This window comes from Nonomuraea sp. NPDC003201, from assembly GCF_053590415.1.
This window is the reverse complement of the sequence record NZ_JBSFTC010000083.1, coordinates 1-22401: the sequence shown is the minus strand read 5'-3', so window position 1 is coordinate 22401 and position 22401 is coordinate 1. Positions and strand designations below refer to the sequence as shown.

Annotated in this window: 24 protein-coding genes; 10 read left to right on the top strand and 14 right to left on the bottom strand. The window is 70.8% G+C overall.

What is annotated here, in order from left to right; translation table 11 throughout:
• Positions 1-83 precede the first annotated feature (83 nt).
• From ACWDX9_RS26835 to ACWDX9_RS26795, 9 genes are all read right to left on the bottom strand, one after another.
• Complete coding sequence (locus tag ACWDX9_RS26835) at positions 84-1400, bottom strand: lipopolysaccharide biosynthesis protein (protein WP_350728141.1); 1317 nt, start codon at positions 1398-1400, stop codon at positions 84-86.
• A complete protein-coding gene (locus tag ACWDX9_RS26830; protein WP_363981833.1) occupies positions 1393-2196 on the bottom strand; it encodes a polysaccharide deacetylase family protein in 804 nt (267 codons plus the stop codon). Before ACWDX9_RS26830 ends, ACWDX9_RS26835 begins: the two co-directional genes overlap by 8 nt.
• A complete protein-coding gene (locus ACWDX9_RS26825) occupies positions 2193-3134 on the bottom strand; it encodes a glycosyltransferase family 2 protein (protein WP_449958534.1) in 942 nt (313 codons plus the stop codon). Before ACWDX9_RS26825 ends, ACWDX9_RS26830 begins: the two co-directional genes overlap by 4 nt.
• Before the next feature lie 11 nt (positions 3135-3145).
• On the bottom strand, positions 3146-3979 hold the full coding sequence (locus ACWDX9_RS26820) for a glycosyltransferase family 2 protein (RefSeq protein ID WP_449958531.1): 834 nt from the start codon (positions 3977-3979) through the stop codon (positions 3146-3148).
• Positions 3980-4120: 141 nt separating this feature from the next.
• Complete coding sequence (locus ACWDX9_RS26815; protein ID WP_449958528.1) at positions 4121-5251, bottom strand: GNAT family N-acetyltransferase; 1131 nt, start codon at positions 5249-5251, stop codon at positions 4121-4123.
• Positions 5248-5610 (bottom strand): hypothetical protein, encoded by a 363-nt coding sequence (locus ACWDX9_RS26810; protein ID WP_350728136.1) that lies wholly within the window; start codon positions 5608-5610, stop codon positions 5248-5250. Before ACWDX9_RS26810 ends, ACWDX9_RS26815 begins: the two co-directional genes overlap by 4 nt.
• Before the next feature lie 286 nt (positions 5611-5896).
• The gene (locus ACWDX9_RS26805) at positions 5897-7441 is read right to left on the bottom strand and encodes an RNA polymerase sigma factor (RefSeq protein WP_449958525.1); all 1545 of its coding nucleotides are present in this window, start codon (positions 7439-7441) and stop codon (positions 5897-5899) included.
• 118 nt (positions 7442-7559) lie between these two features.
• Positions 7560-9332 carry a substrate-binding domain-containing protein gene (locus ACWDX9_RS26800; RefSeq protein ID WP_449958523.1) on the bottom strand — a complete coding sequence of 591 codons (1773 nt, stop codon included), beginning with the start codon at positions 9330-9332 and terminating at the stop codon, positions 7560-7562.
• A 192-nt stretch (positions 9333-9524) separates the two neighbouring features.
• Positions 9525-10163 carry a cation diffusion facilitator family transporter gene (locus ACWDX9_RS26795; RefSeq protein WP_363981847.1) on the bottom strand — a complete coding sequence of 213 codons (639 nt, stop codon included), beginning with the start codon at positions 10161-10163 and terminating at the stop codon, positions 9525-9527.
• Between the two features lie 117 nt (positions 10164-10280).
• Between ACWDX9_RS26795 and ACWDX9_RS26790 the strand changes: the two genes are divergently transcribed.
• From ACWDX9_RS26790 to ACWDX9_RS26775, 4 genes are all read left to right on the top strand, one after another.
• On the top strand, positions 10281-11099 hold the full coding sequence (locus ACWDX9_RS26790) for a DUF4184 family protein (protein ID WP_449958519.1): 819 nt from the start codon (positions 10281-10283) through the stop codon (positions 11097-11099).
• Complete coding sequence (locus ACWDX9_RS26785; RefSeq protein ID WP_449958516.1) at positions 11092-11904, top strand: TrmH family RNA methyltransferase; 813 nt, start codon at positions 11092-11094, stop codon at positions 11902-11904. Before ACWDX9_RS26790 ends, ACWDX9_RS26785 begins: the two co-directional genes overlap by 8 nt.
• 76 nt (positions 11905-11980) lie before the next feature.
• Complete coding sequence (locus ACWDX9_RS26780) at positions 11981-12775, top strand: cyclase family protein (RefSeq protein WP_355199473.1); 795 nt, start codon at positions 11981-11983, stop codon at positions 12773-12775.
• A 13-nt stretch (positions 12776-12788) separates the two neighbouring features.
• Positions 12789-14189: an MmgE/PrpD family protein gene (locus ACWDX9_RS26775; RefSeq protein WP_449958513.1), complete on the top strand. Its 1401-nt coding sequence runs from the start codon at positions 12789-12791 to the stop codon at positions 14187-14189.
• A 9-nt stretch (positions 14190-14198) separates the two neighbouring features.
• Here ACWDX9_RS26775 and ACWDX9_RS26770 read toward each other — a convergent pair whose 3' ends face one another.
• Positions 14199-14474, bottom strand: a complete 276-nt coding sequence (locus ACWDX9_RS26770) for a hypothetical protein (protein WP_449958511.1) — start codon at positions 14472-14474, stop codon at positions 14199-14201.
• Positions 14475-14953: 479 nt separating this feature from the next.
• On the opposite strand from ACWDX9_RS26770, the gene ACWDX9_RS26765 reads away from it, so the two are divergent.
• Positions 14954-15328, top strand: a complete 375-nt coding sequence (locus ACWDX9_RS26765) for a DUF4267 domain-containing protein (RefSeq protein WP_449958509.1) — start codon at positions 14954-14956, stop codon at positions 15326-15328.
• Positions 15329-15337: 9 nt separating this feature from the next.
• On the opposite strand, the gene ACWDX9_RS26760 is transcribed toward ACWDX9_RS26765, so the two are convergent.
• Positions 15338-16390, bottom strand: a complete 1053-nt coding sequence (locus ACWDX9_RS26760) for a LacI family DNA-binding transcriptional regulator (RefSeq protein WP_449958506.1) — start codon at positions 16388-16390, stop codon at positions 15338-15340.
• A gap of 72 nt (positions 16391-16462) precedes the next feature.
• Here ACWDX9_RS26760 and ACWDX9_RS26755 point away from each other — a divergent pair, with 72 nt between their 5' ends.
• The 3 genes from ACWDX9_RS26755 to ACWDX9_RS26745 all read left to right on the top strand — a co-directional run bounded on the left by ACWDX9_RS26755 (position 16463) and on the right by ACWDX9_RS26745 (position 17649).
• Entirely contained in the window at positions 16463-16642 is a 180-nt protein-coding gene (locus ACWDX9_RS26755) for a hypothetical protein (RefSeq protein WP_364247995.1), read from the top strand.
• Positions 16643-16694: 52 nt separating this feature from the next.
• Positions 16695-17210 (top strand): hypothetical protein, encoded by a 516-nt coding sequence (locus ACWDX9_RS26750; RefSeq protein WP_449958503.1) that lies wholly within the window; start codon positions 16695-16697, stop codon positions 17208-17210.
• A 142-nt stretch (positions 17211-17352) separates the two neighbouring features.
• A complete protein-coding gene (locus ACWDX9_RS26745) occupies positions 17353-17649 on the top strand; it encodes a hypothetical protein (RefSeq protein ID WP_449958500.1) in 297 nt (98 codons plus the stop codon).
• On the opposite strand, the gene ACWDX9_RS26740 is transcribed toward ACWDX9_RS26745, so the two are convergent.
• On the bottom strand, positions 17611-18447 hold the full coding sequence (locus ACWDX9_RS26740) for a D-alanyl-D-alanine carboxypeptidase family protein (protein ID WP_449958497.1): 837 nt from the start codon (positions 18445-18447) through the stop codon (positions 17611-17613). The genes ACWDX9_RS26745 and ACWDX9_RS26740 overlap by 39 nt on opposite strands.
• Positions 18448-18548: 101 nt before the next feature.
• Between ACWDX9_RS26740 and ACWDX9_RS26735 the strand changes: the two genes are divergently transcribed.
• Positions 18549-18758, top strand: coding sequence for a YegP family protein (locus ACWDX9_RS26735; RefSeq protein WP_449958494.1), 210 nt, complete (start codon positions 18549-18551; stop codon positions 18756-18758).
• On the opposite strand, the gene ACWDX9_RS26730 is transcribed toward ACWDX9_RS26735, so the two are convergent.
• On the bottom strand, positions 18735-19253 hold the full coding sequence (locus ACWDX9_RS26730; protein WP_350728116.1) for a DedA family protein: 519 nt from the start codon (positions 19251-19253) through the stop codon (positions 18735-18737). The two genes, ACWDX9_RS26735 and ACWDX9_RS26730, sit on opposite strands and share 24 nt — an antisense overlap.
• Before the next feature lie 153 nt (positions 19254-19406).
• Between ACWDX9_RS26730 and ACWDX9_RS26725 the strand changes: the two genes are divergently transcribed.
• The gene (locus ACWDX9_RS26725; RefSeq protein ID WP_449958491.1) at positions 19407-19907 is read left to right on the top strand and encodes a hypothetical protein; all 501 of its coding nucleotides are present in this window, start codon (positions 19407-19409) and stop codon (positions 19905-19907) included.
• Here the strand turns inward: ACWDX9_RS26725 and ACWDX9_RS26720 are convergent.
• Positions 19876-22401: ATP-binding protein (locus ACWDX9_RS26720; RefSeq protein ID WP_449958489.1), on the bottom strand; the 2526-nt coding region annotated here is incomplete at its 5' end. The genes ACWDX9_RS26725 and ACWDX9_RS26720 overlap by 32 nt on opposite strands.

The window sequence follows — 22401 nt, the reverse complement described above, 5'->3', positions numbered from 1 at the left end:
CTCCTCCTTGCCTCCGCGCACCTCCCCTCGCACCTCCGAGGAGCTTGCCATGCCATCGCCGTCCCGTTGCTTCACGTTGACCATCATGCGGCCCCGGACGACCCCTGGGTGACAACCGGCGTACGGGTTTCGCCGAACTTGAGAATTTTACGTAGATTCCCGAAGATCAAAACTGCCACGAGAAGCTCGCTGAAGAGCAGGCCGTACCCCACCGCGTTCACACCCGCGTACGGGAACAGCGCGACGGTGGACACCAGCACGAGCACGGCCAGCCCGATCTGCACGGTCGCCAGCGTACGGGCCCGGCTCTGCGCCCGCAGCGCGCTCAGGTAGACCTCGATCAGCACCCGCGGCAGCACGGCCAGCGACATCAGCCGCAGCAGCGTCGTACCCTCGGCCGCGAAGGCCGAGCCGAAGATGGTCAGGATCAGCGGCGCCGCCAGGATCGCCACCGCGATGATCGGGGTGACGATCATGAAGGCCCGCCGCAGCGCCCGCCGGCAGTTCTCGGCCAGTTTGGCACGGTCGAAAGAGCCCTCGACGGTCAGCGAGACCGCCATGTTCATGGCCAGCAGCTCGATCATGCTCGCGAGCGTGTGCGCCATCGAGAAGCGGCCGAACGTGGCCTCGCCCACCTGCGTGGCGACCACCACGGGCACCAGGTAGACGATGCCGAGAATGGACAGCGTCCCGGGGAAGTCCCCAGCTAGGAACCTTCCAATTTCACGCAGCCGAGGAGGCTCCTGCTCGGCGTCGCTCTTCTCCACGTGCCTGGGCACCACGACGGCGAAGATCAGCCAGTTGACGGGGATCAGCGCGAGGGCGGTCGGGATGACCCACGAGACGAAGATCCCGCCCGACGGCAGCGCGCCGGCCAGCGCGACCAGCAGCCCCATCTTGACGATGCCGAAGACCAGGTTGTTCAGGGGCACGAACGTGGCCCGCCGCAGCCCGGTCAGCACCACGTCCTGGAGCGTGAAGACGGCCCACACCAGCACGGACGCCAGGAAGAACAGCCCGGGCCAGAAGCCGCTCAGCACCGAGTACGTCTTGCCCCACATCGGCAGCGTCAGCAGGAAGCCGAGCGCCGCGACCCCGCCCGTGGCGGCGGCCAGGCCGTACCCGCGCAGGGCCAGCTCGGGGGTGCGGCGCCCGGCGACCGGCAGGAAGCGGGCCAGCGCGCCCACGAACCCCAGCGCCGTCAGCGACGCGAACAGCCGCATCGCCGTGATCACCGCCTGGCCGCGGCCGAACTCCTCCGGGGAGTAGAGGCGGGCGGCCAGCAGCCAGTAGCCCATGCCGAGCACACCGGTGACCACGGTGTTCGCCATGAGCGCGTAGCCCTGGCGGAACAGCGGGTTGCGGAGGTCGTGGAGGATCTTCCCCCAGACGCTAGACATTTCCGCGCACCCGCTGCAGCCCGTACCTCGTCCTGCGCACGACTGCGTACCCCTTGGTGAGGATGCGTTCGCGCAGGTAGATGAGGGGGACGGCGTTGCCTTCGACGGCGCGCTTGAACATGCTGATGGTCGTGTGCTTGCCGACCGTCAGCCGGGGGATGGCGAGCATGTCGTGCCGGTCGGCGGCGATCGTGTTGCTCACGGCGCAGGCGGCGAAATAGCCGGCCTTGCGCACCTCGCGGCGGACACGGGCGCTGGAGTAGCCGTAGGGGTAGGCCATGGTGGCGACCGGCGCGCCGATCTTCTCCTCCAGCAGGCCCTTGTTCTTGCGCAGCTCCTGCCGCAGGTCCTCGATGCGGAGCTGGTCGAGCTGCGGGTGGCTGTGGCTGTGGCCGCCGATCTCGATGCCGGTCTGGGCGATCTCGCGGGCTTGGCCCCAGGACAGCATGTCGTCCAGCGGCCGGCCCGCCGCGTCCTTGCCCGCGTCGGACACCCAGCCGCTGGTCAGGAAGACCGTGGCCGGGAAGTTGTAGCGCTCGAGCAGGGGCAGGGCGTGGCCGTGGAAGTCGGCGTAGCCGTCGTCGAACGTCACCACGATCGGCTTGTCCGGCATCGAGCGGCCGTTGTTCTGGTTGAGGGAGGCCACGAGGTCGCCCAGGGTGAGCGGGGTGAAGCCGCTCTCCGACAGGTACGCGAGCTGCTCGGCCAGGTCCGAGGGCCGCACGGAATGCGGCTTGGTCTCGTCGTTGGGCGTGTCGGTGACCGAGTGGTACATCAGGATCGGGATGCGGGTCATGATCGTGCCGCCTTCAGCCGTACGGAGCCCACCACGTAACCCCAGGTCGTCCAGGCCAGCCCGATCACGATCGCGGCGGCCCGGCCGAGCCCGCCCACGTCGCCGCGCACGGCCTCACCGACCCCGCGCAGCGCGCCGAGCGGCAGCGTCTTGAGCGCGTGCGCCCGCTCGCTGGCCAGCCCGTCCTGGGTGCCGACCTCCTTCGTCACCAGGGCCTTCGACAGCCCCTCCGCGTAGCACCTGGATCTGAAGTAGGCGAACCGTTCGCGCTGCTTCGACACCTTGTGCCCGATCACGGCACGCGGCTCGAACAGCATGACCGAGCCGGGCTTGCGCTGGCTCAGCCGGATGCAGAACTCCGTCTCCTCGCACCCCAGCGGACGCGACTTGCGCCCCTGCACGCTGCGTCCGATGCCGCTGTGGAAGCCGCCCACCTCGGACACGACGTCGCGCAGGAACGCGGCGTTGCCGCCCATGACGTTGCGGATCGGCGCGCGTACCGCGGGCATGCCGCGGTACGTGCAGCCGACCGTCCAGTCGAACTCGTACGGGAACCACCGCGGGCGTCGCTCGGACGCCCACAGCGGATCAGTGCGACCCCCGACGCCCACCACACCGGATTCCTGGAAGCCCTCCTCCAAAGCCTCCAGCCATCCGGCGTCGGCGACCGCGTCGTCGTCGAGGAACGCGACAATCTCACCGTTGGCCGTGGCCACTCCGGTGTTCTTGCCCCCCGACAGCCCTTTCTCATGCGTGTTCTCCACCACAATGGCCTGCGGATACGTGCGCTTGAGCTTGAGGTGCAGGTCGGGGTTGTGGTCGACCACCAGGATCAGCTCGTGTGCCGGGCGGGTCTGGTTCTCGACCGACTCGATTGCCTGCCTGATGTCCTCCCACCGCTCCTCGGTGTAGACGCAGATGACAACAGACGTGTTCACAGCGTTCCTTCTTAAGCGACGCCTCGGTCAGCGGCAGGAGTGGCGGTCGGCTCAGGCTGAGCGGGAGCGGGCTGGCGACGCCACTCCCTCAGGATGGTCCTGAGCACGCGGAAGCCATCTCGTACGGCGTGCAGGTTGCTCTCGCCGTGAATGCGGTTGCGCTCGTGGCTGGGCACCTCGTGCACCTTCAACCCGGCCTTGGCCGCGCGCACGTTCATCAGCGTCTCCACCTCGAAGCCGTCGCAGTCGAGGTTGAGCGCGTCGAGGTGACGGGCCCAGAACGCGTTGTAGCCGTAGCACAGGTCGGTGTACTTGGTGTTGTACATGACGTTGACCATGCCGGTGAGGACCTTGTTGCCCAGCCGGCGGTTCAGCGTCAGGTCGTCGCTGCCGCCGCCGGAGGCGTAGCGCGAGCCCTTGACGAAGTCGGCGCCCGTCACCAGCGCGCCCACGAAGTTGATGATCTCGCGGCCGTCGGTCGAGCCGTCGGCGTCGATCATGACGATGATGTCGCTCGTGCACGCGGCGAAGCCGGCGGACAGGGCGTCACCCTTGCCCTTGCCGGTCTGCGTGACGATCTTCACGTTCGGCCGCAGCTTCTTGGCCACGGCGACCGTGTCGTCGACGGAGTTGCCGTCGACGAGCACGATCTCGTCCACCCACTGGGGGATGGTGGCGAAGACGTGCGGCAGGTTCTCGGCCTCGTTCATCGCCGGCACGACCACACTGACCGTCGGCGAAATGGCCAGGTGCGGGGTGACGGGCGTGAAGCTCGAAGGGGGCGGCATCGACCGCAAGGGCGACGCTTGCAGCTTGCCGTTGTGCTTGGCTATCTCGGGACTCATGGCGAGGGAAATCCTTCCGGGACCCCGCCCTGCTGCGGTCCGGTCGCGGCCACTCCCGGGTGCTGCGGGAATGGCGAAGCCGGTGAACGGTGCATTGAAGGGTCCTGTGCTGTGAGGGTGTCTGCCGGGACTTGGGAGCGCTCAGCGTGCTCCCGTTGGTTCTTTGACTACTCCGTTGGGTGACTCCTGCTGCTGCATCGAGGTGCGCACCCGACCGAAGCCCTTGAGGACACGGTCGGCCGCCCTATAAAGAGACGGCCGGTCCATGACAATTGTTCGGGCTTTGTTGAAAGGAGTTCGGCCCATCCAGTGAACGGCCGCGGCGGCGGACGGTCGCGAGATGCGGCCTTCGGCAACGTACAGGACCCCGCTCTTCAGCCAGTCTTTGTACTCCTTGCCGCCCTTGCCCATGTCCACCATGTGCAGGCCGTCGTTCGCGGCGGCCTCGGCCATCTGCAGATGATGGACGATGCCCGGCGAGTAGCGGCCGAACTCGGTGTCGTAGGCGGGGAACCACCCTACAAGCGTGGTGGCCGTGCGGAGGCCGAAATGTCCGGCTACCGGGACGTCCCCGGCATAAAGCATGGTCAGGACGCCCCCGAAGTCCGATGACTTTTCGGCATGCATCATGTCCGTCAATTCGACGATCCACGGCTGGGCGAACCTGTCCACGCGGCCAGTTCTTCGATACTGGTCGGACTTCCAGTTCAGCAGCGTGCGGAGCACCTCGGGGTCGGCCGAGGCCCACTCGAAGCGCAGCTCGCCCTGCTCCCTGCCGAGCTTGCGCTCCTTGTAGCGGACGGTCTTGAGGTTCTTGGGGGAGTTGGTCTTCACCTGCTCGAGCCAGGTGTCGAATCCGGCGGTGAAGTCCATGACCGGCGCGGGCCGGACATCCTGCTCGTACGGGGCGAAAGTGGGCTGCCCCGCCACCAGGTGGTCGAAGTCGAACACGCTGAGCTTGCAGGCCCGCAGCAGGGCCTTGGCGTCGAGCTTGAGGTCCGGGCCGGCGATCAGGCCATGGCACGTGGTGAGGAAGCCGCCGAGCGGCTTGCCGATGCCGAAGCTGTGCCGCTCGTACGGGAAGAACCCCACGATGCCGCTCGCGTCGGAGATGACCGCCACCCTCACGTAATCGCGCAAGCGGTCCATCGCCACGGCGAACTCGACAGACAGGAACGGGTTGTCCAGACTCGGGTCGGCCTTCTGCAGCTCCCGCCATCGTGCCCGCTCGGAGTCCCCGAGCTCTCTGGGCCGAACTACCTGGATGTTCACCTGGCCCCCTGTTGGGTCTGCATGCTCTTCCCCCGGTACAACACGCGAAGCACGTACATGAACCCTCCGAGCACGGCGACCGTCGCGACGCCCGCCCGGGGCGACCACGCGCCGAAGAGCAGCATGGCCTGAGCGAGGAGCACGTTCAGCACGAGACTTGCCGCGGCTCCTACTGATAGTGCGGCAAGGGGGTCACGATCACGCAACAGTCCCACCACTGCCGCCCCTGGGACGACGAGAAGGAACAGAGAGATCAAGAACGGGCGCAGCGGTGTCTCAATGTCGAACAGCGCGACGACCGCTCCCGCTATGCAGGCGAGCGCCAGCAGCCAAGCCAGCGCTCTCCGGTGCTTGAGCATCTCCCTTTTCTCTCCTGCTTCTGCTGGTTAAGGCACGATTGATCGCAGTTCATGGGACCAATCTGCGCCAGGACACGTCAATGCCGACGCTTGAGGACGCATCCCGGTTTACCGGCAGGCAGAGATTTCTTGTGTGATGTTCAACACACGGTCAAGTGACTCCGGCCCGGACGTGGCCCCCAAGCACACCAGAATGCCCTATGTGACCGAGGTTCTTCGAGCCAGGGTCCGATTTATCCGGGTTTGTTGGCAAGAAAAGTTGATCTACTCGCGGTTGGCGTCCGTTTTACCCCTCCAGCGTCTCCGTATTCTCGGCTGACGCGGTTACGGAGGGCGACGGAGTCGGTTCGCTGGAGTTCGTGGGCTCGTCGGTCGGGTCGGACGTCTCGGGACCGTCGCCGTCCCAGGACAGCGAGCAGCTCGTGCTCCCGCCGTTCGACGTGAACGCGACGCGGCCGCGGCCGGCGGCGTTCGGGTCGACGATCGTGACCCAGATCGCCACCGACCCGCCCGCCTTGATCGACCCGCTCGCGGGGAACACGTCCAGCCCCTGCGAGGCGGTCGCCACCCACGAGACCGTGGCGTTGCGGGCGCCGAGGCCGATCTTGGCGGCGCCGTCGATCGCCTTCGGGCAGGAGGTGCGGAGCCGGGCGCCGGGCGCGGGCCTGCGGCGGGTGGGCGTCGGCCCGGCGGCATGCCGGGCGCTGGGCCGCTCGACCGGCGTGGCGCGGGTGCCGGGAGTGCGGCTCGGGGTCGGGGTGGGGGTGGGGGCCGGCGTGAGCTCGTCCTCTTCCGGTGAGGGATCGGGCGACGGGCTCTCCTCGCCCGGGTCGAGCGAGGCGGCGGGGGAAGAGGGGGAGGGCGCCGACCGCAGGGGAGTGCCGGTCGAGGCGTCGCGGCCGTTGATCACGACCATGGCCCCCGTCGCGGCCAGCACGCACGCGCCCGCCAGCAGCACCGGCGCCAGGCGGCGCGGCCTGCGCCGCCGCGAGCGGTTCTCGACGGCCACGGGGAACCCGGTCCGGTCGAAGCTGTCGCCGCGATCGGTGATCAGGGTACGGGTCTGGTCGCGCTCGGGGTTGACGCACGTGTCGATCACCCGGCGGCGCAGCGAGATGGGCGGGTACGCGACCGGGACCAGGTCCAGGAGCCTGGCCGCCGAGACCTGCCGGTGCCGGCCCTCGGTGCACACCTCGCACCCGCCGATGTGGCCCGACAACCTCCGCCGCAGCAGCGGGGTGAGCGGTCCCTCGCACCCGTCCAGCATCGCCGACAGGTCGGGGCAGTGCGCCCGGCCCGTCCTGGCCAGCACCACGGCCGCGGCGGCGTTCTCCAGCTGGTCGCGGGCCCTGGTGAGCCGGCCGGTCGCCTGCCGGGAGGTCAGCCCGAGCACCGCGCCGACCTCGGCCGGGGTCAGCCCGTGGCGCAGCGACAGCTCCAGGACCTCGCGCTCGTTCCTGCTCAGCTCGCCCAGCGTCTCGTGGACGAGGTCGGTCAGCTCGGGGTCCCCCTGCGCCTCGAGCTCCGGCAGCGGCACGCCGTCCACGGGGGTCCGGCGGGACATCCTGGCCCGCACCTGGAACCTGGTCAGCGCGTACAGCCAGGCCCGCATCCTGGCCGGCTCCTTCAGCCGGTGCACGCACCCCTGCGCGGTGACCAGGGCGTCGTGCACGGCCTCGGCGGCCAGGTCCTGGGCGAAGGAGGCGGCGTAGTCGTGCAGCCGCTCGCCGTAGCAGTCGTACAGCTTGGCGGGAGCGTCGGTGTCCGCGCGCCGCAGAGCCTCGAACAGCTCATGATCCTCGGCGCGACCGACGGACGGCCATCCAGGCACGAATTCCTCCCCCGCGGGTAGAACGGGCTCTCAAGCCCCACGCGGAGAGGACGCGGCCCCTTTCTGGCCGGTTCGCCCCCTATGCCCATAAGGCATGGGGGTGATCCTTCGGCGGCTCTCAGCCGTCGCAGGCCGGCATGCAGAGGCGGCGTTCCATGCCCTGGAGGAAGAAGTCGCGCACCTGAAGGACGTTCTTGGCGATGTACGCCTCGCCGCCCGCGGCCTTGGCCAGGGCGTCCATCTGCTGCTTGCCCTTCTCGGCCTCCGGGCCGAAGGCGATGAGCAGGATGCTGATGGGCCGCTTCGGGTTGTAGGTCTTCTTCAGGAACTGCAGGATCTCGCTGTTCTTGACGCCGCCGTCCGGGTCGTCGTTGCCGGCGCCGTCCGTGAGGACCAGCAGCGTGTTGATCTTGTCTTCCTGGTACGTCTTCGTCAGCTGCGTGTACGCGGCCTTGATCGTGTCGTTCAGCCCGGTGTCGCCCGTGGGCTTGGCCTGGATCGAGGCGAACGCCTTGCCCAGCATGTCCTTGCGCAGCGTGCCGTTGACCGACTCGCTGACCGGTCCGATGGAGACGAGCTCCTTCCAGTCCTTGCCCTGTCCGTCCAGATGCGTGGAGAACGTCCACAGGCCCAGCTCGGAGTCGGCGGGGAACAGGCCCAGGCCCTCGGTGGCGATCTTGTTGATGGCCTGCATGCGGGTCATGCCCGTGCCGGGGACCGGCAGCGCCATCGTGCCCGAGACGTCGAGCAGCGTGAGCAGGCGGCTGCCGAGGTTCAGCCGGGACCAGGTCTGCACCATCCTGGCCACGGTCTTGCCGTCCGGCGGCTCCAGCGCGGTCGGGGTCTCCTGCTTGAAGCCCTTGTCCGTCGCGAGCGCGTCGCCCGCCTTGCCGTCCGTGCTGCGGAAGCCCGCCTCGCGCAGGGTCTTCTTGGCCGACTCCGTGGCGAGGTCCTGCTTGAAGTCCGCCGCCGCCTTGAGCACCGCCGGGTCCTTGGTCAGGACCGTGACCGGGTAGTCGAGGTTGAGCGTGCCTTCCTTGGGATAGAGCGCGACCACCGGCGCTTCCGGCTTCTTCGCGTTGTGGGCGTAGATGGCCTGCTCGGAGGTGACGCCGATGGGCACCCTGCTGCCGGACTTCACGGTGAGGCTGGCCAGCAGCGCCGTGGGGTCGGAGGCGAGCTGGCCCGACAGCTCCTTCATCGCGCCCACCAGCGCCTTGTCCAGCCCGGCCTCCTTCGCCGTGCCGGCGGCGGCCAGCAGCGCGGCCAGCCCGGCGGAGTTCTTCTGCGGGTCGAGGGCGAGGACGCGGACCTTCTTGCCCGGCCCGTCCACGTTGGCCACGTTCGCGGCCGAGATCATGGCAGCCCAGCTCGGCTGGAGGGCGCCGCTCAGCTTCGACGCGAACGACTTGGCCGTCGCCAGCACCACGGGCGAGGTCGCGATCGACCCCTCGATCTGCGGCAGGGCCTGGCCGGCCGGGGTGTTGCGCAGGCTCTCCATGAGGAGGCTGGAGTCCGCCACCCAGAAGTCCGCCTTGGCCTTGCCGGCGGCCACCGCGTTCGCGGTCCTGGCCGCGGCCTCCTTGGCCACCGTCACCTCGACGCACTTGCTGTCGATCGAGTGCATGGCCTTGTTGTAGTTGCCGGCGACCTTGTTCAGCGCGGGCTGGATGTCGGGCGTCGCGACGACCCGCAGCGCCAGCTTCCCGCCCGAGCAGTCGTGGTCGCGGTTGAAGATCACGAACGCGGCGACACCGAGGAGCACGGCCAGCGCGACGGCACCGGCCAGCGGTACGAGAACCCTGCCGCGGCCGTTCGACCTTCTGCGGGCCGGGGGTGGTTCGTGCGCTCTGTATCCGCCATCAAGCTCGTCTGTGCGGTGTCGCCCCACGATGTCCTCTTAGGTGTGCTTGAGACCTTCCGGAGACCCTAGCGGGAGATGCTCCGCAATACTCCGGGAACGATACTCGGTGTGGCGAGTGCGGGAAAACAGCCCTTTTGGTGCGGTGATTACCCTGTGTGGGTGGTGTTGGTCGCGTGCGTGACGGTTTCTGAGAGATATGCATGATCGGCGAATCGGGGGCTAATGGCAGCACTGATGGCCGCGCCACGCCCGGCTTCCCTCCCGTACGGCGACCGCCGCCAGCACCACCGCCACGACCGGATCGACCCACCACCATCCCAGCGTGTTGAGCCACAGGCTCGCCAGCACCCCCGCCGCCATGGCCGCGCAGATGAGGTTCTGCGTCCCCTCGCCGGACGTGGCCTCGGACGCCAGGCGCGCGCCGAGCCGCCGCTTGGCGATCCCCAGAGCCGGCATGCTGACCAGGCTGAACGTCGTCACCACGATCCCCAGCACGCTCGGCGTGGCCCGGTGCCCCGCGTCCAGGTCGTGCGCCACGTGCAGGACGAGGTACGGCGCGAGCAGCCAGAAGCTCACCGCGACCGCCTTCCTGGCGGTGTTCTCCGCGTGCGGCGAGAGCGTGCGGGCGCCGGTGAAGCGCCACACCACGATCAGGCTGGCCGCCGCCTCCACGAACGCCGACAGCCCCCAGCCGATCAACGCCAGCGAGTGGGCCGCGAAACCGGCGGCCAGGCCGAGCGTGCTTTCCACGCTCAGCCAGACCAGGGTGGCGACGGAGAGCGACCGGGCGGCGCGGGCTGCGCGCAGCCAATCGGCTGACGCGGCCGGACGCTCATGAATCCGCTGGTCAGGCACCATGACCCCCCGCACTCCCGGCTATCCGGCCGTCGACAGCGATACGTACCGTACCCATTACAGACAGTAGCGTAGTTTCGTCCGGGCAAAGGATGGTCAAGCTTGCCCGCATAATGAGCGTTGATCGCCAGGTCGCGAAGGTTGCCCGGAACACCGAGGGAGGGCCGGTTGCCGTTCACGCCCAGTCATATGGCCGCGATGGTGCCGCTGATTTCGTCACAGCGCGTACGCAGGTTCGCCGATCCGTGGGCGATGGCGTTGGGGGCGATGGTGCCCGATCTGCCGATCTTCCTGCCGTTCCTGCCCGACTACGGCAACTGGCACTCCTGGCTCGGTGTCGTCACCATCGACCTGGCCGCCGTGCTGGTGCTGCTGCCGCTCTTCCACGGCGTCTTCAGGGACCCGCTGATCTCGCTGCTCCCGGCCTCGCTGGCCGGCCGCGCCGCGCTCCTGGCGCCGTCCCGGCTCCGGCTGCTCCCCATGGCGGTCGGGGGCGTGATCGGCGCGGCCAGCCACGTCCTGTGGGACTCCTTCACCCACTCCACCGGACCGGTGGAGTGGGGCGGCTGGCTGGCGGTCTCGGTCATGGGCGTGATCAGGCTTTTCCGGCTGCTGCAGTACGTCTCGTCCGTGATCGGCCTGGCCGTCGTGGTGTGGTGGGGCTGGCGCGGTCTGTCCCGGATGCCCGCGGCCCCCGTACCGGAACGCCTGCGGATCGCCCCGCGCGTGCGTGCGGTCGTCATGACGCTGTGCTCGATCGGAACGGTGGCTGGAGCGTTCCTCTGGCCCCTCGTGGACGAGCCCGTCCCGCACCTGGGCCTGCCCAGCGTGATCACCAAGACGGGCGCCGGCACGTTGATCGGCCTGTGCCTGGTGCTCGCCTGCTACGCGGCGGTCTGGCAGGTCAGGCGGCGCATGGCAGTATCGGAAGGTGCTTGAGTACGTAACCGACGCCGACGACCCCCGCCTGTCCGACTACACCCGGCTTCGGGACATGGAGCTGCGCAAGAGCCTGGAGGCGTCGCGCGGCCTGTTCCTGGCCGAGGGGGAGAAGGTGATCAGGCGGGCCATCGGCACCGGCCACCCGATCCGCTCGGTCCTGACGACGCCTCGCTGGCTGGCCTCGCTCCAGGACGTCCTGGGTGACGCGACGGTCTATGTGGTGAGCGACGAGATCATGTCGGGCATCGTCGGCTTCCAGGTGCACCGCGGCGCCCTCGCCTCGATGGAACGCCTCCCGCTCCCCGCCGTCGAGACCCTGCTGAAGGGCGGCGCCCGGCGGCTGCTCGTGCTGGAGGACCTGGTCGACCACGCCAACATCGGCGCCATCTTCCGCAGTGCCGCCGCCCTGGGGGTGGACGGTGTCGTGCTGTCGCCCCGGTGCGCGGATCCGCTCTACCGGCGGGCGGTGAAGGTGTCGATGGGGGCGGTGTTCTCGATCCCGTACGCGCGGATGGACGACTGGTTCGGCGGGCTGGCACAGCTGAGGGAGGCGGGCTTCCAGACCCTGGCCCTCACCCCGGACCAGGCGGCCACGCCCCTGGACACCGTCGAGCTGGCGGAGCGGGTCGCGCTGCTGCTCGGCGCCGAGGGCGACGGGCTCTCCTCCCACTGGCTGCACGAGGCCGACCGGGCGGTGTGCATCCCGATGAGCCGGTCGGCGATGGCGGCGGGCGTCGACTCGCTCAACGTGGTGGCCGCCGCGGCCATCGCCTGTCATGGGTTGATGCGGTCGGCGGGCTGATTGAGCCGGTTTTGTCCGTCTTGTGTACTGTCGAGACGCTGTTTTCATGATCGGAACATAAGGAGAGCCGTCCGAGATGTCCTTGTGGAAGGCGCTGGAAGGGGCGCGTGTCCTTGATCTCGCGCAGCCGATGCGCAAAGGCATGCCGCAGTCACCGAACCACCCCCCGTTCCGGATGGCGCTGGAGCGCAGGCACGGCGACATGGTCAGGCCGGACGGCGGCTCCGCCGCCAACGAGATCATCGTCACGGGCGGCCACGTCGGCACGCACGTCGACGCGCTCGCGCACGTCTCGCAGGAGGGGCTCCTGTACGGCGGGCGGCCCGCGTCCGAGGTGATGTCGCACGAGGGGTTCGGCGCGCTCGGCATCGACGCCTTCGAGCCGTACGTGGGCCGGTGCGTCCTGCTCGACGTGGCCGCCGTGCACGGCGTGGACACGCTGCCGGCCGGCTACGAGATCACCGCCGACGACCTGTCGCGGGCCGCCGGCGACCTGGAGATCCGCGCCGGCGACGCCGTGCTCATCGGCACCGGCTGGTCGCGGCTGTGGTCGTCGGCGGAGGAGTTCGTCGGCCAGCGGGGCGGCGTCCCCGGGCCGGGCGTCGAGGCGGCGCGCTGGCTGGCCGAGCGCCGGCCGCGCGTGGTGGGCGGCGAGTCCATCGCCTTCGAGCACATCGCCCCCGGTCGCGGGCATGCCACGCTGCCCGTGCACCGGATCATGCTGGTGGAGTCGGGCATCAACATCGTGGAGACCATGCGGCTGTCCGAATTGCTGGACTCGGGGGCACGCGAGTTCGTGCTGGTGCTGAACCCGCTGCCGGTCGTCGGCGCCACCGGCGCCCCCGTCCGTCCGCTCGCCGTGATCGACTGACCTGAGAGGGACCATGACAACCCATGTCCAGCGGCTGGCCGAGTTCGCAGTCGCCTGCCGTGACAAGGGCGTTCCCGACCGGGTGCGCGACGACGTGACCGGACGGGTGCTCGACGTGCTGGGCAACTGCCTGGCCGCCTACGCCGAGCCGGAGGGCGACGCGGGACCGGCCGTGCTGCGGGCCGTACGCCGGTGGGGCGGCGTCGAGGAGGCGAGCGCGCTCGGCAGCGGCGACCGGCTCCCCGCGCCGGCGGCGGCGCTGGTCAACGGCACGCTGGCGCACGCGCTCGACTACGACGACACGCACCTGCCGTCGGTGCTGCACCCGAGCGCTTCCGTGGTGCCGGCCGCGCTGGCCGTCGCCGAGGCGACCGGTGCGAGCGGCGCCGCGCTGGCCGCGGCGATCGCGGCGGGCGTCGAGGTGTGCAACCGCCTCGGAATGGCCTCCTACCTGCCTGAGGCGCGCAATTCGCTCTTCTTCGAGAAGGGCCAGCACGCGACGTCCATCTGCGGCACGCTGGGCGCCGCGGTCGCGGCGGGGCTGCTGTTCGACCTGACGGCGGACGGCATCGCGCACGCGGTCGGCGTGGCGGCCAGCATGGGCGCGGGCGTGATCGAGGCCAACCGCACGGGCGGGACGATCAAGCGGGTCCACTGCGGCTGGGCCGCGCACGCGGGCGTCTCGGCGGCGGTGCTCGCCCTGGAGGGCGTGACCGGGCCGCCGACCGTGCTGGAGGGGCGGTTCGGGTTCTTCCAGGCCTGGCTCGACGGCCGGTACGACGACGCCGCGCTGCTGTCCGGCCTGGGCGAGCGGTGGGAGCTCCTGCGCACGGTCTACAAGCCCTACCCGACGAACCATTTCACCCACCCAGCCATCGACTGCGCCCTGGCGCTGCGGGCCGGCGGCCTGTCCCCGGACGACGTCGAGGACATCGAGCTGGGGGTGCCCGCCCCGGTGCTGCGCACGATCGCGGAGCCCAGGGAGGAGAAGACCGCGCCCAGGTCGCCGTACCACGCGAAGTTCTCCGGCCCGTACACGGTCGCGGCGGCGCTGCACGGCGGCGGCGGGCTCGGGCTCTCCCTGGACGACTTCGCCGCCCTGTCCCCGGAGCGGCTGGAGCTGGCCAAGCGGGTGCGCTGCGTGGCGGACGAGCGGGCGTCGGAGATCTTCCCGCGCGCGTTCGCGGCGGTGATGCGGGTGCGGCTGCGTGACGGCTCGACGCTGGAACACCGCGTGGACTCCTCGCGGGGCGGGCCGGAGCACCCGTTGACGGCGGACGAGCTGGGGGTCAAGTTCCGCGCCAACGCGGGACGGGCGCTGCCGCCGGACAGGGTGGACGCCCTCCTGGCGGCGGTCACGGACCTTCCCGCGGCGCCTTCGGTGGCGCCGCTGCTCCGGCTGACCGTCCGGTGATCGGGGTGCTCAGAGCCAGTCGGGGTAGCCGTCGGCGTCGGGCGTGACCGGCCGGCTGGTCACGGAGCAGCCGGCGGCGGTCTCCTTGATGCGCCGTTCGAGCGTGGTGACCTGACCGTCCGTCGTGATGAGCGTGAGCTCCCAGACGGTCGTGTCGCGGCGCGGGGACGGCACTTCGGCGATGTCGATCGAGGCCGCCAGGCCGGCGCTGAAGATGCCCTTCGCCAGGGCGGCCGCCCTCTCGTGGCCCTCGACCGTCGCTCGGACCTCGATGAATTGCGCCATGGGGCTGTCCTTCGGGAGAGGTGTGAGGGCAACCTTACCTACGCGACTCCCGGTCGGTAACCGATTTCCCGCGGCCGGGCCGGACTCGACGTCCGCCGGCGCGCTCGTGGGCGCGCAACTCGCCTCCGGGCTCGATCCCGCGCACCTGTACGCCAGGCACGGCAGCGGCGTCGATCTGTTGGACGCCGTCTGCGCCAGCATGACCGGCCCCGGCGTACGGCCGCCTGCCACGATCGGCGGGCTGGTGGCTCCGGATCCGCGGGGCCGGCGACAGGTCGCGGGGAGCTCCATGGGCAACCTGCTCGATCCGGCCCGCCGCGCCGGCCGCCGAACTGGGCCGGTCGCAGCCGATCGCCGAGGAGGTGGCCGCCGTCCGGCAGGACTGGGCGACCAGTTTTCTAGCGCTGCTAGACATTGAGTCATCGCTAGGTTAGCGTTGCTAGCACTTCTACCGATGACTCTCGCTTGGAGTGCACAAAATGGTCACCACCGCTTATGTGATCGCAGCCCTGGTCGGCATCGGCCTCGTTGTGGTCGGCCTGCGTTTCTTCCTCGTCCCCGAGGCCGCGGCCAAGGCGTACGGCGTGCCGGGCTCGGCCTCGGGCATGGACACGGGTGCGTACTTCTCCGTGAAGGCCGTTCGTGACCTCGGCACCGCCCTGGCCATCTTCGTCATGATCGCCGTGGCGGACGCGCACACGCTGGGGTGGGTCATCCTGGTCATGAGCATCATCCCCGTCGGCGACGCGCTCATCGTGGCCAGGCGCGGCGGCCACCCCAGCCTCTCGTGGGGCATGCACGGCGGCACCGCCCTGGTCAGCGCCGCCGCGGGCGTGCTGCTCGTCCTGGCGTGACCTGGTTCGTCAAGCGTGTGCCGGGGGAGCGGTCGAGTCGCGGACGATCAGCTCGTGCGGGAACACCAGCCGCTCCGGCTCCGCCGCGGCCCCCGACAGCAGCAGCCGCCCCGCCGCCGCTCCCATCTCCTGCTTGGCCTGCCGGATCGTGGTGAGCCCCGCCTCCTCGGCGGCGCTGTCGGAGAACCCCACCACCGACAGCTCCCCGGGCACCTCCAGCCCCAGGTCGGCGGCGGCGTCGAGAACCCCCAGCGCCAGCACGTCCGTGTTGGTGAGGATCGCCGTGGGGCGCGGGTCCCGCCCCAGCAGCGCGTGCCCCGCCTTCCTGCCGGCCTCGCGGGAGTTGCGCGCCACCTCGTAGAACGGCACCCCTGACCAGTCGATCCCGGCCTCCTCGCACGCCTGCCGGTAGCCGCCGCACCGCCGCCGCATGGCCTCGAACACCGCGCCCTCCTGGCGCTCAGGGGAGGCCCAGCCGGTGTGGCCGTCGTCGTGCAGCCCGACCATGGCCACCCCGATCCGCCGGTGCCCGAGCTCGAGCACGTGCCGCGCCGCCGCCGCGGCGGCCGCCGGCTCGTCGGTCCCCACGAACGGATGCCCCGGCACGTACGGCTCGTCCACCACGACGACGGGCAGCTTCCTGGCCAGCACCTCCGCCAGCGCCGGATGCCCGTCGGGCAGCGACATCACGCAGAACGCGTCGACCACCGCGTCCCTGACCGTCTCGCTGCGCCGGTCGCCGTGCGGCAGCGGCAGGATGAGCAGCCCCACCCCCGCGTCCTCGGCCGCCGTCGCCAGTCCCTGGAAGAAGCCGATCGCGTACGGGTCGGCGAACGCGTACGCCAGCGTCTCGCTGAACAGCAGCCCGAGCGCCCCCGCCCGCCCCAGCCGGAGCGATCGCGCCGTCGGGTTGGGCCCCGCGTAGCCGAGCTCGTCGGCCACCTCCATGATCCGCTGCCGCAGCCCGTCGCTGAGCTGGTCGGGCCGGGAGAACGCGTAGGACACGGTGGCCCGGGACACGCCCAGCCGGTCGGCGATCGTCTGCAGTGTCACCCTGGCCATCGTCCCACCGTATCGAAGAGCTTGCCCGGCCGGTCTTAATCGATTAAGGTCTTAATTGATTAAGGAGGGTTTATGGACGCCATGCAAGTCATCGCTCACCAGACCGCGATGGGCTACCGGGAGTCGCTCGGCGAAGCCCTGCCGGGCGCGCCCCGGCGGCCGCACCGCGCGAGGGCCAAGGTGCGCGTACGGGTGGCGCACTCGCTCAGGTGGACCGCGGATCGGCTGGATCCGGCGTGCCGTACCGCGTGATGCAGCACAATGTGAGGCGTTGATTACGTACAGCAGCCAACGGGGAAGGCTTATGTACCTGGACTGGATCATCGCGATCGCCACCTCGGCCCCGGCGGGCCTCCCGGACCCGGCCCTGACCTGCGCCGTCGCCACGCCGTCCGAGCGGCCGCTGGCGTTCACGCCGCAGATCGGCCTCACGCCGCGGCGCGTCGCCGCCCGGGGGAACCTCCAGCTCACCGACTGCGCCTCACCTGACGGCTCGGCCGCGTCCCTGCGCTCAGGCTGGGTCGCCGTCAAGGCCACCGCGGAGGCCTCGTGCACCAGTGCCCGCGATGTGCGCGGGGGTGCCGTCATCACCTGGTTCGGCGGGGACGGCCGGCCCGTCGGCACCTCGAGGCTGCGCATCAAGGCCGACCGGCTCGCCACCCAGCATCCGGCCGACGCCCTGCTCACCGGCACCATCGCCGCCGGCGCGCTCAAGGGGGAGCGCGTCCGCGGCGGCCTCTCACCGGCGGCGGCCATCCTCGGCTGCGCCGCTCGGGGGATGAGCACGCTTCCTGGGAGCGGCAAGATCACCTTCGGGTGAGCCCTCTTCGCGGGCCCCCTGGCCTCTGACTCGTCCTCAGGGTGCCGCCCGTGTCCCGCTCCGCGGCGCTATCGCGGAGCGACCTAGTCCGCCTGGATCCCGCGCTCGCCCGGCGCAGGCCGTACGAGCTGTCCGGCGGGCAGTGCCGGCGCGTCGGCCTGCCAAGCCCGGGCTGCTCGTGCTGGACGAGCCCGTGTCCGCGCTGGACCCGTCCGTACGGGCCGGGATCGTCAACCGGCTCACCGAGCTGGGGCTGGGCCAGCTGCTCATCGGTCACGACCTGGCCCTGATCCGGCACGTGGCGCATCGCGTGGCGGTGCTGCGCCACGGCCGGATCGTCGAGACCGGTCCGGCCGGTCAGGTGTGGGCCGCCCCCGCCGACCCGTACACCCGCGAGCTGCTAGCCGCCGGCGATCTGCTCGCCCGCGTAGTCCAGTAGCCGCTCGGCCGTCTCGAAGCGGCGCTCGTTCTGGTCCCCGAGCAGCACGCCGACCACGCGCTTGCCGCCCCGCTCCCCGGCGAAGAGCAGGCAGTAGCCGGCGGCGCGCGTGTAGCCGGTCTTCACGCCGAGCACGCCGTCGGCCCGCGAGAGCAGCTTGTTCGAGTTGCGCCAGGTGTGCGCCCGGTGTAGCGCGGTCTTGGCCACCTTGTGCACCTTGGTGCCCGCCACGGCCGCGAAGGTGCTGTTGTCCAGCGCCTGCTCCGCCAGCTTGACCTGGTCGACGGCCGTCGAGTAGCCGCCGTTCCCGGGGGTGGGCAGGCCGTCGGGGTTGGTGTAGCGGGTGTCGGACAGCCCGAGGGCACGGGCGGTGCGGTTCATCTTGGCGACGAAGGCCGTCTTGCCCGGGCCGTAGCGCCGCGCCAGGGCGTTGGCCGCGTCGGCCCCCGACGGCAGCATGAGACCGTACAGCAGATCGTTGACCGTGAGCCGCTCACCCTTCTTCAGCGCCGCCGTGGTCGCGCCGTTGCTGGTCGCGTGCTTGACGTCGGTCGCCGTAATCGTGATCGTGTCGTTCGGCCTGGCCTCGCGCAGCACGACGTACGCCGTCATGACCTTGACCAGGCTGGCCACGGGCACCCGGCGAGTCTCGCGCTTGCCGAAGTGGATCGTTCCCGCAGAGTCGACCAGGTACGCCGACTTTGCCCCGACCTCCGGCGCGTCCGCCGCCGCAGCCGGGGAGGCGAGTCCCACAACCAGCGCGAGTACGGCGGAGCCAATGAAACCCCCAATACGCATGGCAATCATGTTGACAGGAGATCAAGGGTCCGTTTGCCTAACTACGCCATAAAGCCCGATCAGATGGGGGTAAATCAATGCCAGGTTAGAGAGGAGCGGCCGTGGCGGGCAGGTTCGTGATCAGTGAGGACGGGCAGGGCGGATTCCGGTTCGCCCTCGTGGCGAACAACGGGCAGACGCTCGCGGTCGGCGAGGGCTACCCGAGCAAGGCCGCCTGCGTGAACGGCATCGAGACCGTGCGCAGGAACGCTCCCGAGGCCGTCATCGACGACCGGACCGGGCGGAGCCTAGGAGACCAGAGCCTCCTCTGACGCGGCCGCGCGCCGCTTCCTCCTGCGCCGCACCACCAGCCAGAACGCCGCCGCGACGGCCAGCACGGCCACGACCCCCGCCGTGACGGGCGAGCGCGCGGCCAGCTCCAGCCAGCCCCACACGAGCGCCGTGATGCCGAACCACCAGATCGGCGCCCAGGTCAGGCAGCCCAGCGCGCTCGCGACCACGTACCAGGGGTAGGACACCCGCAGCGCCCCCGCCACCCACGGCAGCGTGTGCCGGAGCATGGGCACCCAGAAGCAGCCGTAGACGGCCAGCGCGCCCCACTTCTCGACGACGTGCTCGATCTTCGCGATGCGCTCGCGCCCCACCCGGGCGCCGACGCGCGAGTCGTAGAGCTTCACGCCGAGCTTGCGCCCGACCCAGTAGTAGACCTGGAAGGCGCCGAACAGGGCCAGGATCAGGATGGCGCCCACCAGCCAGTAAGGCAGACCGAGCCAATAAGGCCTCGTGGGATCGGCGATGCCGGTCATGCTCTCCCACCCCTCCCAAGCCTTAGGTCAGGCTTACCTTAGTTCAAGTTGCAAGCTTTCGCCATATCGGCTTGCAAGCCGCCGCAACCAGCCGACAAGCAGGCCACAACCACCCGAGCTCACTCTATGGGTGAGGCAAAAGGGGTGTTGAAGATGGCGTCGAGAAGCGCGGCGGTCCTGGCGAGTGGCACGACGAACGCGGCCAAGCTCATCGTGGCCGCCCTGGCGTTCACCAGCGCGTACATCGGCTTCTCCGCCTACAGCGCCGCCGATGACGCGCCGGCCGCCGTGACGACCATCACCCTGTCGGCCCGCGAGGTGCCCGTCGCCGAAGAGCTGGCCCCGGCCGCCCAGCCCGGCCAGGTCACTCTCGGCGATCTGGCCGGCGCCTGCTCGGGGCCGCTCGTCGCGCGCAGCGTGCTCGTCAGCCCCGAGCCCGGCCGGAGCGTGCACTACGGCTGGAAGCTCGCCCGCTGGAGCCCCTCCACCAAGTCGTGGCGCACGTACCTGGTCGACTACGACGGCTTCGTGGGCGCCGCGCAGACCGTCGAGTGGCGGCCCGAGCTCTCCGGCGACCCCGGCTGGTACCGCGTCGAGCTGTCGGCCAAGGGCGTCAAGACCGTCACGAGCGACCGTTTCCAGGTGAGCTGCTGACCGACCGCCGCGCCGCCTCCACCCAGCGCGGCACGCCGACCCGCTCGGCCACCTCCAGGGCCTTCTCGTAGTGGGCGCGGGCGGCGTCCGGCTGGCCCAGGCGCACGGCGAGGTCGCCCAGCGTCAGCGCCACCGGCCACAGCGCCACCACGCCGGTGCCCGCGCCCGCAACCCGGTCGGCGAACGGCTTGAGCTTGTCGTAGCAGTCGACCATCCGCTCCCGGTCGTCGAGCAGCATGCCGGCCAGCGCCCGCCAGGTCATCGCCAGCTCGTAGAGGAAGTCGGGCCGCACCGGCGGGCGGGTGGCGGCCACGGCCTTGGCGTCCTGGAGGTGCCCGGACGAGGCCAGGGCCAGCGCGTACGCGTCGAGCGTCCACTTGGCGCCCCGCCGGTGGGCGTCGGCGAGCAGGTCGACCATCTCGGCCGCCCGGCCGTCCACCAGGTGCAGGCAGAACGTCGTGATCAGCGGGAGGTCCTGACGGCCCTCCAGCATGCCCGCCCGCGCCGTCATCCTGGTCGCGTCGCGATAGGCCCGCTCCGCGCCGGTGTAGTCGCCGGCGATCATCAGCCGCTGGCCCGCGTACCAGACCACGACCGCGGCCGGCGCCGACAGGTCGTACTGCCTGGCCAGGGCGTCGGCGGCGGCCGCGTGCTGGTCGGCGACCGCGAACTCGCCCCTGGCCGCCGCGCACTCCAGCAGCACCAGGTGGGCCAGCGCCTGCGTGGCCATCTGCCCCGAGCGCTGCGCGACCTCCAGCAGCTCCCTGCCGATGCTCTCCCGGGTGTCCACGGCGGGGATGTCGTACGACTGCCGCAGCCGCCCGCTCAGCGCCGCCGCGATCAGCGTCGGGTCGCCGCTCTGCCGGGCCAGCTCCAGCGCCTCCAGCGACGCCTGACGCCCGCGCTCGGGCGAGGAGGAGCCCTCCAGCTCCAGCGCCAGCGTGGTCAGCAGGCTGGCCCGCAGCCGCTGCTCACCCTCGGGCAGCTCCATGAGCGCCTTCTCGGTGATGTCGACGATCTCCCACGCGGTGCGGGTGAAGTCGCGCGCGATGCCCTTGTGCGGCACCGCCAGCGACGCCGCCACCTTGGCGGTGATCTCCAGGTCGCCCAGCGGCAGCGCGGCGTCCATGGCCTGGCGGCGCAGCAGCCGGGCCGCCGTCATGTCGCCGCACAGCGCCAGCGCCCTGATCTGGCGCAGCATGAGCCGCAGCCGCTCCTTGCTGCGCTCGGGCGTCTGCGCGCCGCTCTGCTCGTCGCGCGAGCGGTCGAACGCCGCGATGGCCTGCTCCCACAGGGTGGCCGCCTCGCGGTGGGCGAAGCGCCGCTCGGCCTGCTCGGCCGCCAGCCCCGCGTAGTGGACCGCCTTCCCGGCCGCGTCGGCCAGGAAGTAGTGGTGGGCCAGCGCCGCCACGTCGGACGGCGTGTGCTGCTCGATGACCGCCGCCACGGCCGCGTGCAGCCGCGTACGGCGCAGCCTGGAGGCGTCGGAGTAGATCGTGTCGCGCACCAGGTCGTGGTCGAACCTGAGCAGCCCGGGCCCCGGCTCGGTCACCAGCCCGGCCAGCAACGCCGCCTCCACGGCCTCGATCACCGCGTCCTCGTCGCCCGACACGGCGATCAGCACGTCGAGATCGACGTCACGCCCGATCACGGCGGCCTGGAGCAGGATCTGCTGGGCGCCCGACGGCAGCCGCGAGATGCGCCTCCGCAGCACGTCGCGCACGCCGGACGGCACCTGCGAGAGCACCTCGGTGGCGCTGGCCCGGTCGGCCGCGCCCTCGGAGTCGAGCAGGCGCACGGTCTCACGGACGAAGAACGGGTTGCCGCCCGTGCGCTCGACGATCGACTCGACCGCGTCCTCGTCGATGTCGCGTACGCACGTCGCCTTGACCAGCTCGGCCACGGCCTTCGGGTCGAGCCCCGACAGGCCCACGCGGACCGGGCCCAGCCTGGCCAGCGCGGCCAGCACGTCGGACTGGCGGTCGTCGAGCTCGCTCTCCCTGCACGTCACCACGAGCAGCACCCGGCTGGTCGCCAGCAGGCTCGGCAGCGCGCGCAGCAGGGCGAGCGTCTGGTCGTCGGCCCAGTGGAGGTCCTCCAGGGTCAGCAGCACCGGCGCGCGGCGCGCGACCCCGGCCAGGTAGCCGCCGACCGCGCGGTGCAGCCGGAAGCCGCCGGACGCCTCGTCCTCGTCGGGGTCGGGAGCGGCGTCGTCGAGCAGCGGCGCGAGCAGCTGCGCGTATTCGCCGGCGCCGGTCGCGACGGTGAGCGTGCGCAGGATCTCCACCCACGCCCAGCCCGGCGGGGTGGCGCTGGAGTCGGGGCAAGCGCCGGACGCGGTGATCCAGCCGTCGCCGGCGAGCCTGCTCTCCAGCTGGCGCAGCAGCGTGGTCTTGCCCGCGCCCGCGACCCCGGCCACGATCGCGACCTGGAACCGGCCCGTGCGCGAGGCCGCCGTGGTCAGCCTGGCCAGCTCGGCGTCGCGGCCGACGAA

Coding starts and splice junctions, on each gene's coding strand:
- ACWDX9_RS26765 (WP_449958509.1), top strand. CDS start 14,954: ATGGTCACCACCGCTTATGTGATCGCAGCCCTGGTCGGCATCGGCCTC.
- ACWDX9_RS26740 (WP_449958497.1), bottom strand. CDS start 18,447: ATGCGTATTGGGGGTTTCATTGGCTCCGCCGTACTCGCGCTGGTTGTG.
- ACWDX9_RS26775 (WP_449958513.1), top strand. CDS start 12,789: ATGACAACCCATGTCCAGCGGCTGGCCGAGTTCGCAGTCGCCTGCCGT.
- ACWDX9_RS26770 (WP_449958511.1), bottom strand. CDS start 14,474: ATGGCGCAATTCATCGAGGTCCGAGCGACGGTCGAGGGCCACGAGAGG.
- ACWDX9_RS26795 (WP_363981847.1), bottom strand. CDS start 10,163: ATGGTGCCTGACCAGCGGATTCATGAGCGTCCGGCCGCGTCAGCCGAT.
- ACWDX9_RS26750 (WP_449958503.1), top strand. CDS start 16,695: ATGTACCTGGACTGGATCATCGCGATCGCCACCTCGGCCCCGGCGGGC.
- ACWDX9_RS26755 (WP_364247995.1), top strand. CDS start 16,463: ATGGACGCCATGCAAGTCATCGCTCACCAGACCGCGATGGGCTACCGG.
- ACWDX9_RS26730 (WP_350728116.1), bottom strand. CDS start 19,253: ATGACCGGCATCGCCGATCCCACGAGGCCTTATTGGCTCGGTCTGCCT.
- ACWDX9_RS26835 (WP_350728141.1), bottom strand. CDS start 1,400: ATGTCTAGCGTCTGGGGGAAGATCCTCCACGACCTCCGCAACCCGCTG.
- ACWDX9_RS26830 (WP_363981833.1), bottom strand. CDS start 2,196: ATGACCCGCATCCCGATCCTGATGTACCACTCGGTCACCGACACGCCC.
- ACWDX9_RS26820 (WP_449958531.1), bottom strand. CDS start 3,979: ATGAGTCCCGAGATAGCCAAGCACAACGGCAAGCTGCAAGCGTCGCCC.
- ACWDX9_RS26780 (WP_355199473.1), top strand. CDS start 11,981: ATGTCCTTGTGGAAGGCGCTGGAAGGGGCGCGTGTCCTTGATCTCGCG.
- ACWDX9_RS26760 (WP_449958506.1), bottom strand. CDS start 16,390: ATGGCCAGGGTGACACTGCAGACGATCGCCGACCGGCTGGGCGTGTCC.
- ACWDX9_RS26810 (WP_350728136.1), bottom strand. CDS start 5,610: ATGCTCAAGCACCGGAGAGCGCTGGCTTGGCTGCTGGCGCTCGCCTGC.
- ACWDX9_RS26725 (WP_449958491.1), top strand. CDS start 19,407: ATGGCGTCGAGAAGCGCGGCGGTCCTGGCGAGTGGCACGACGAACGCG.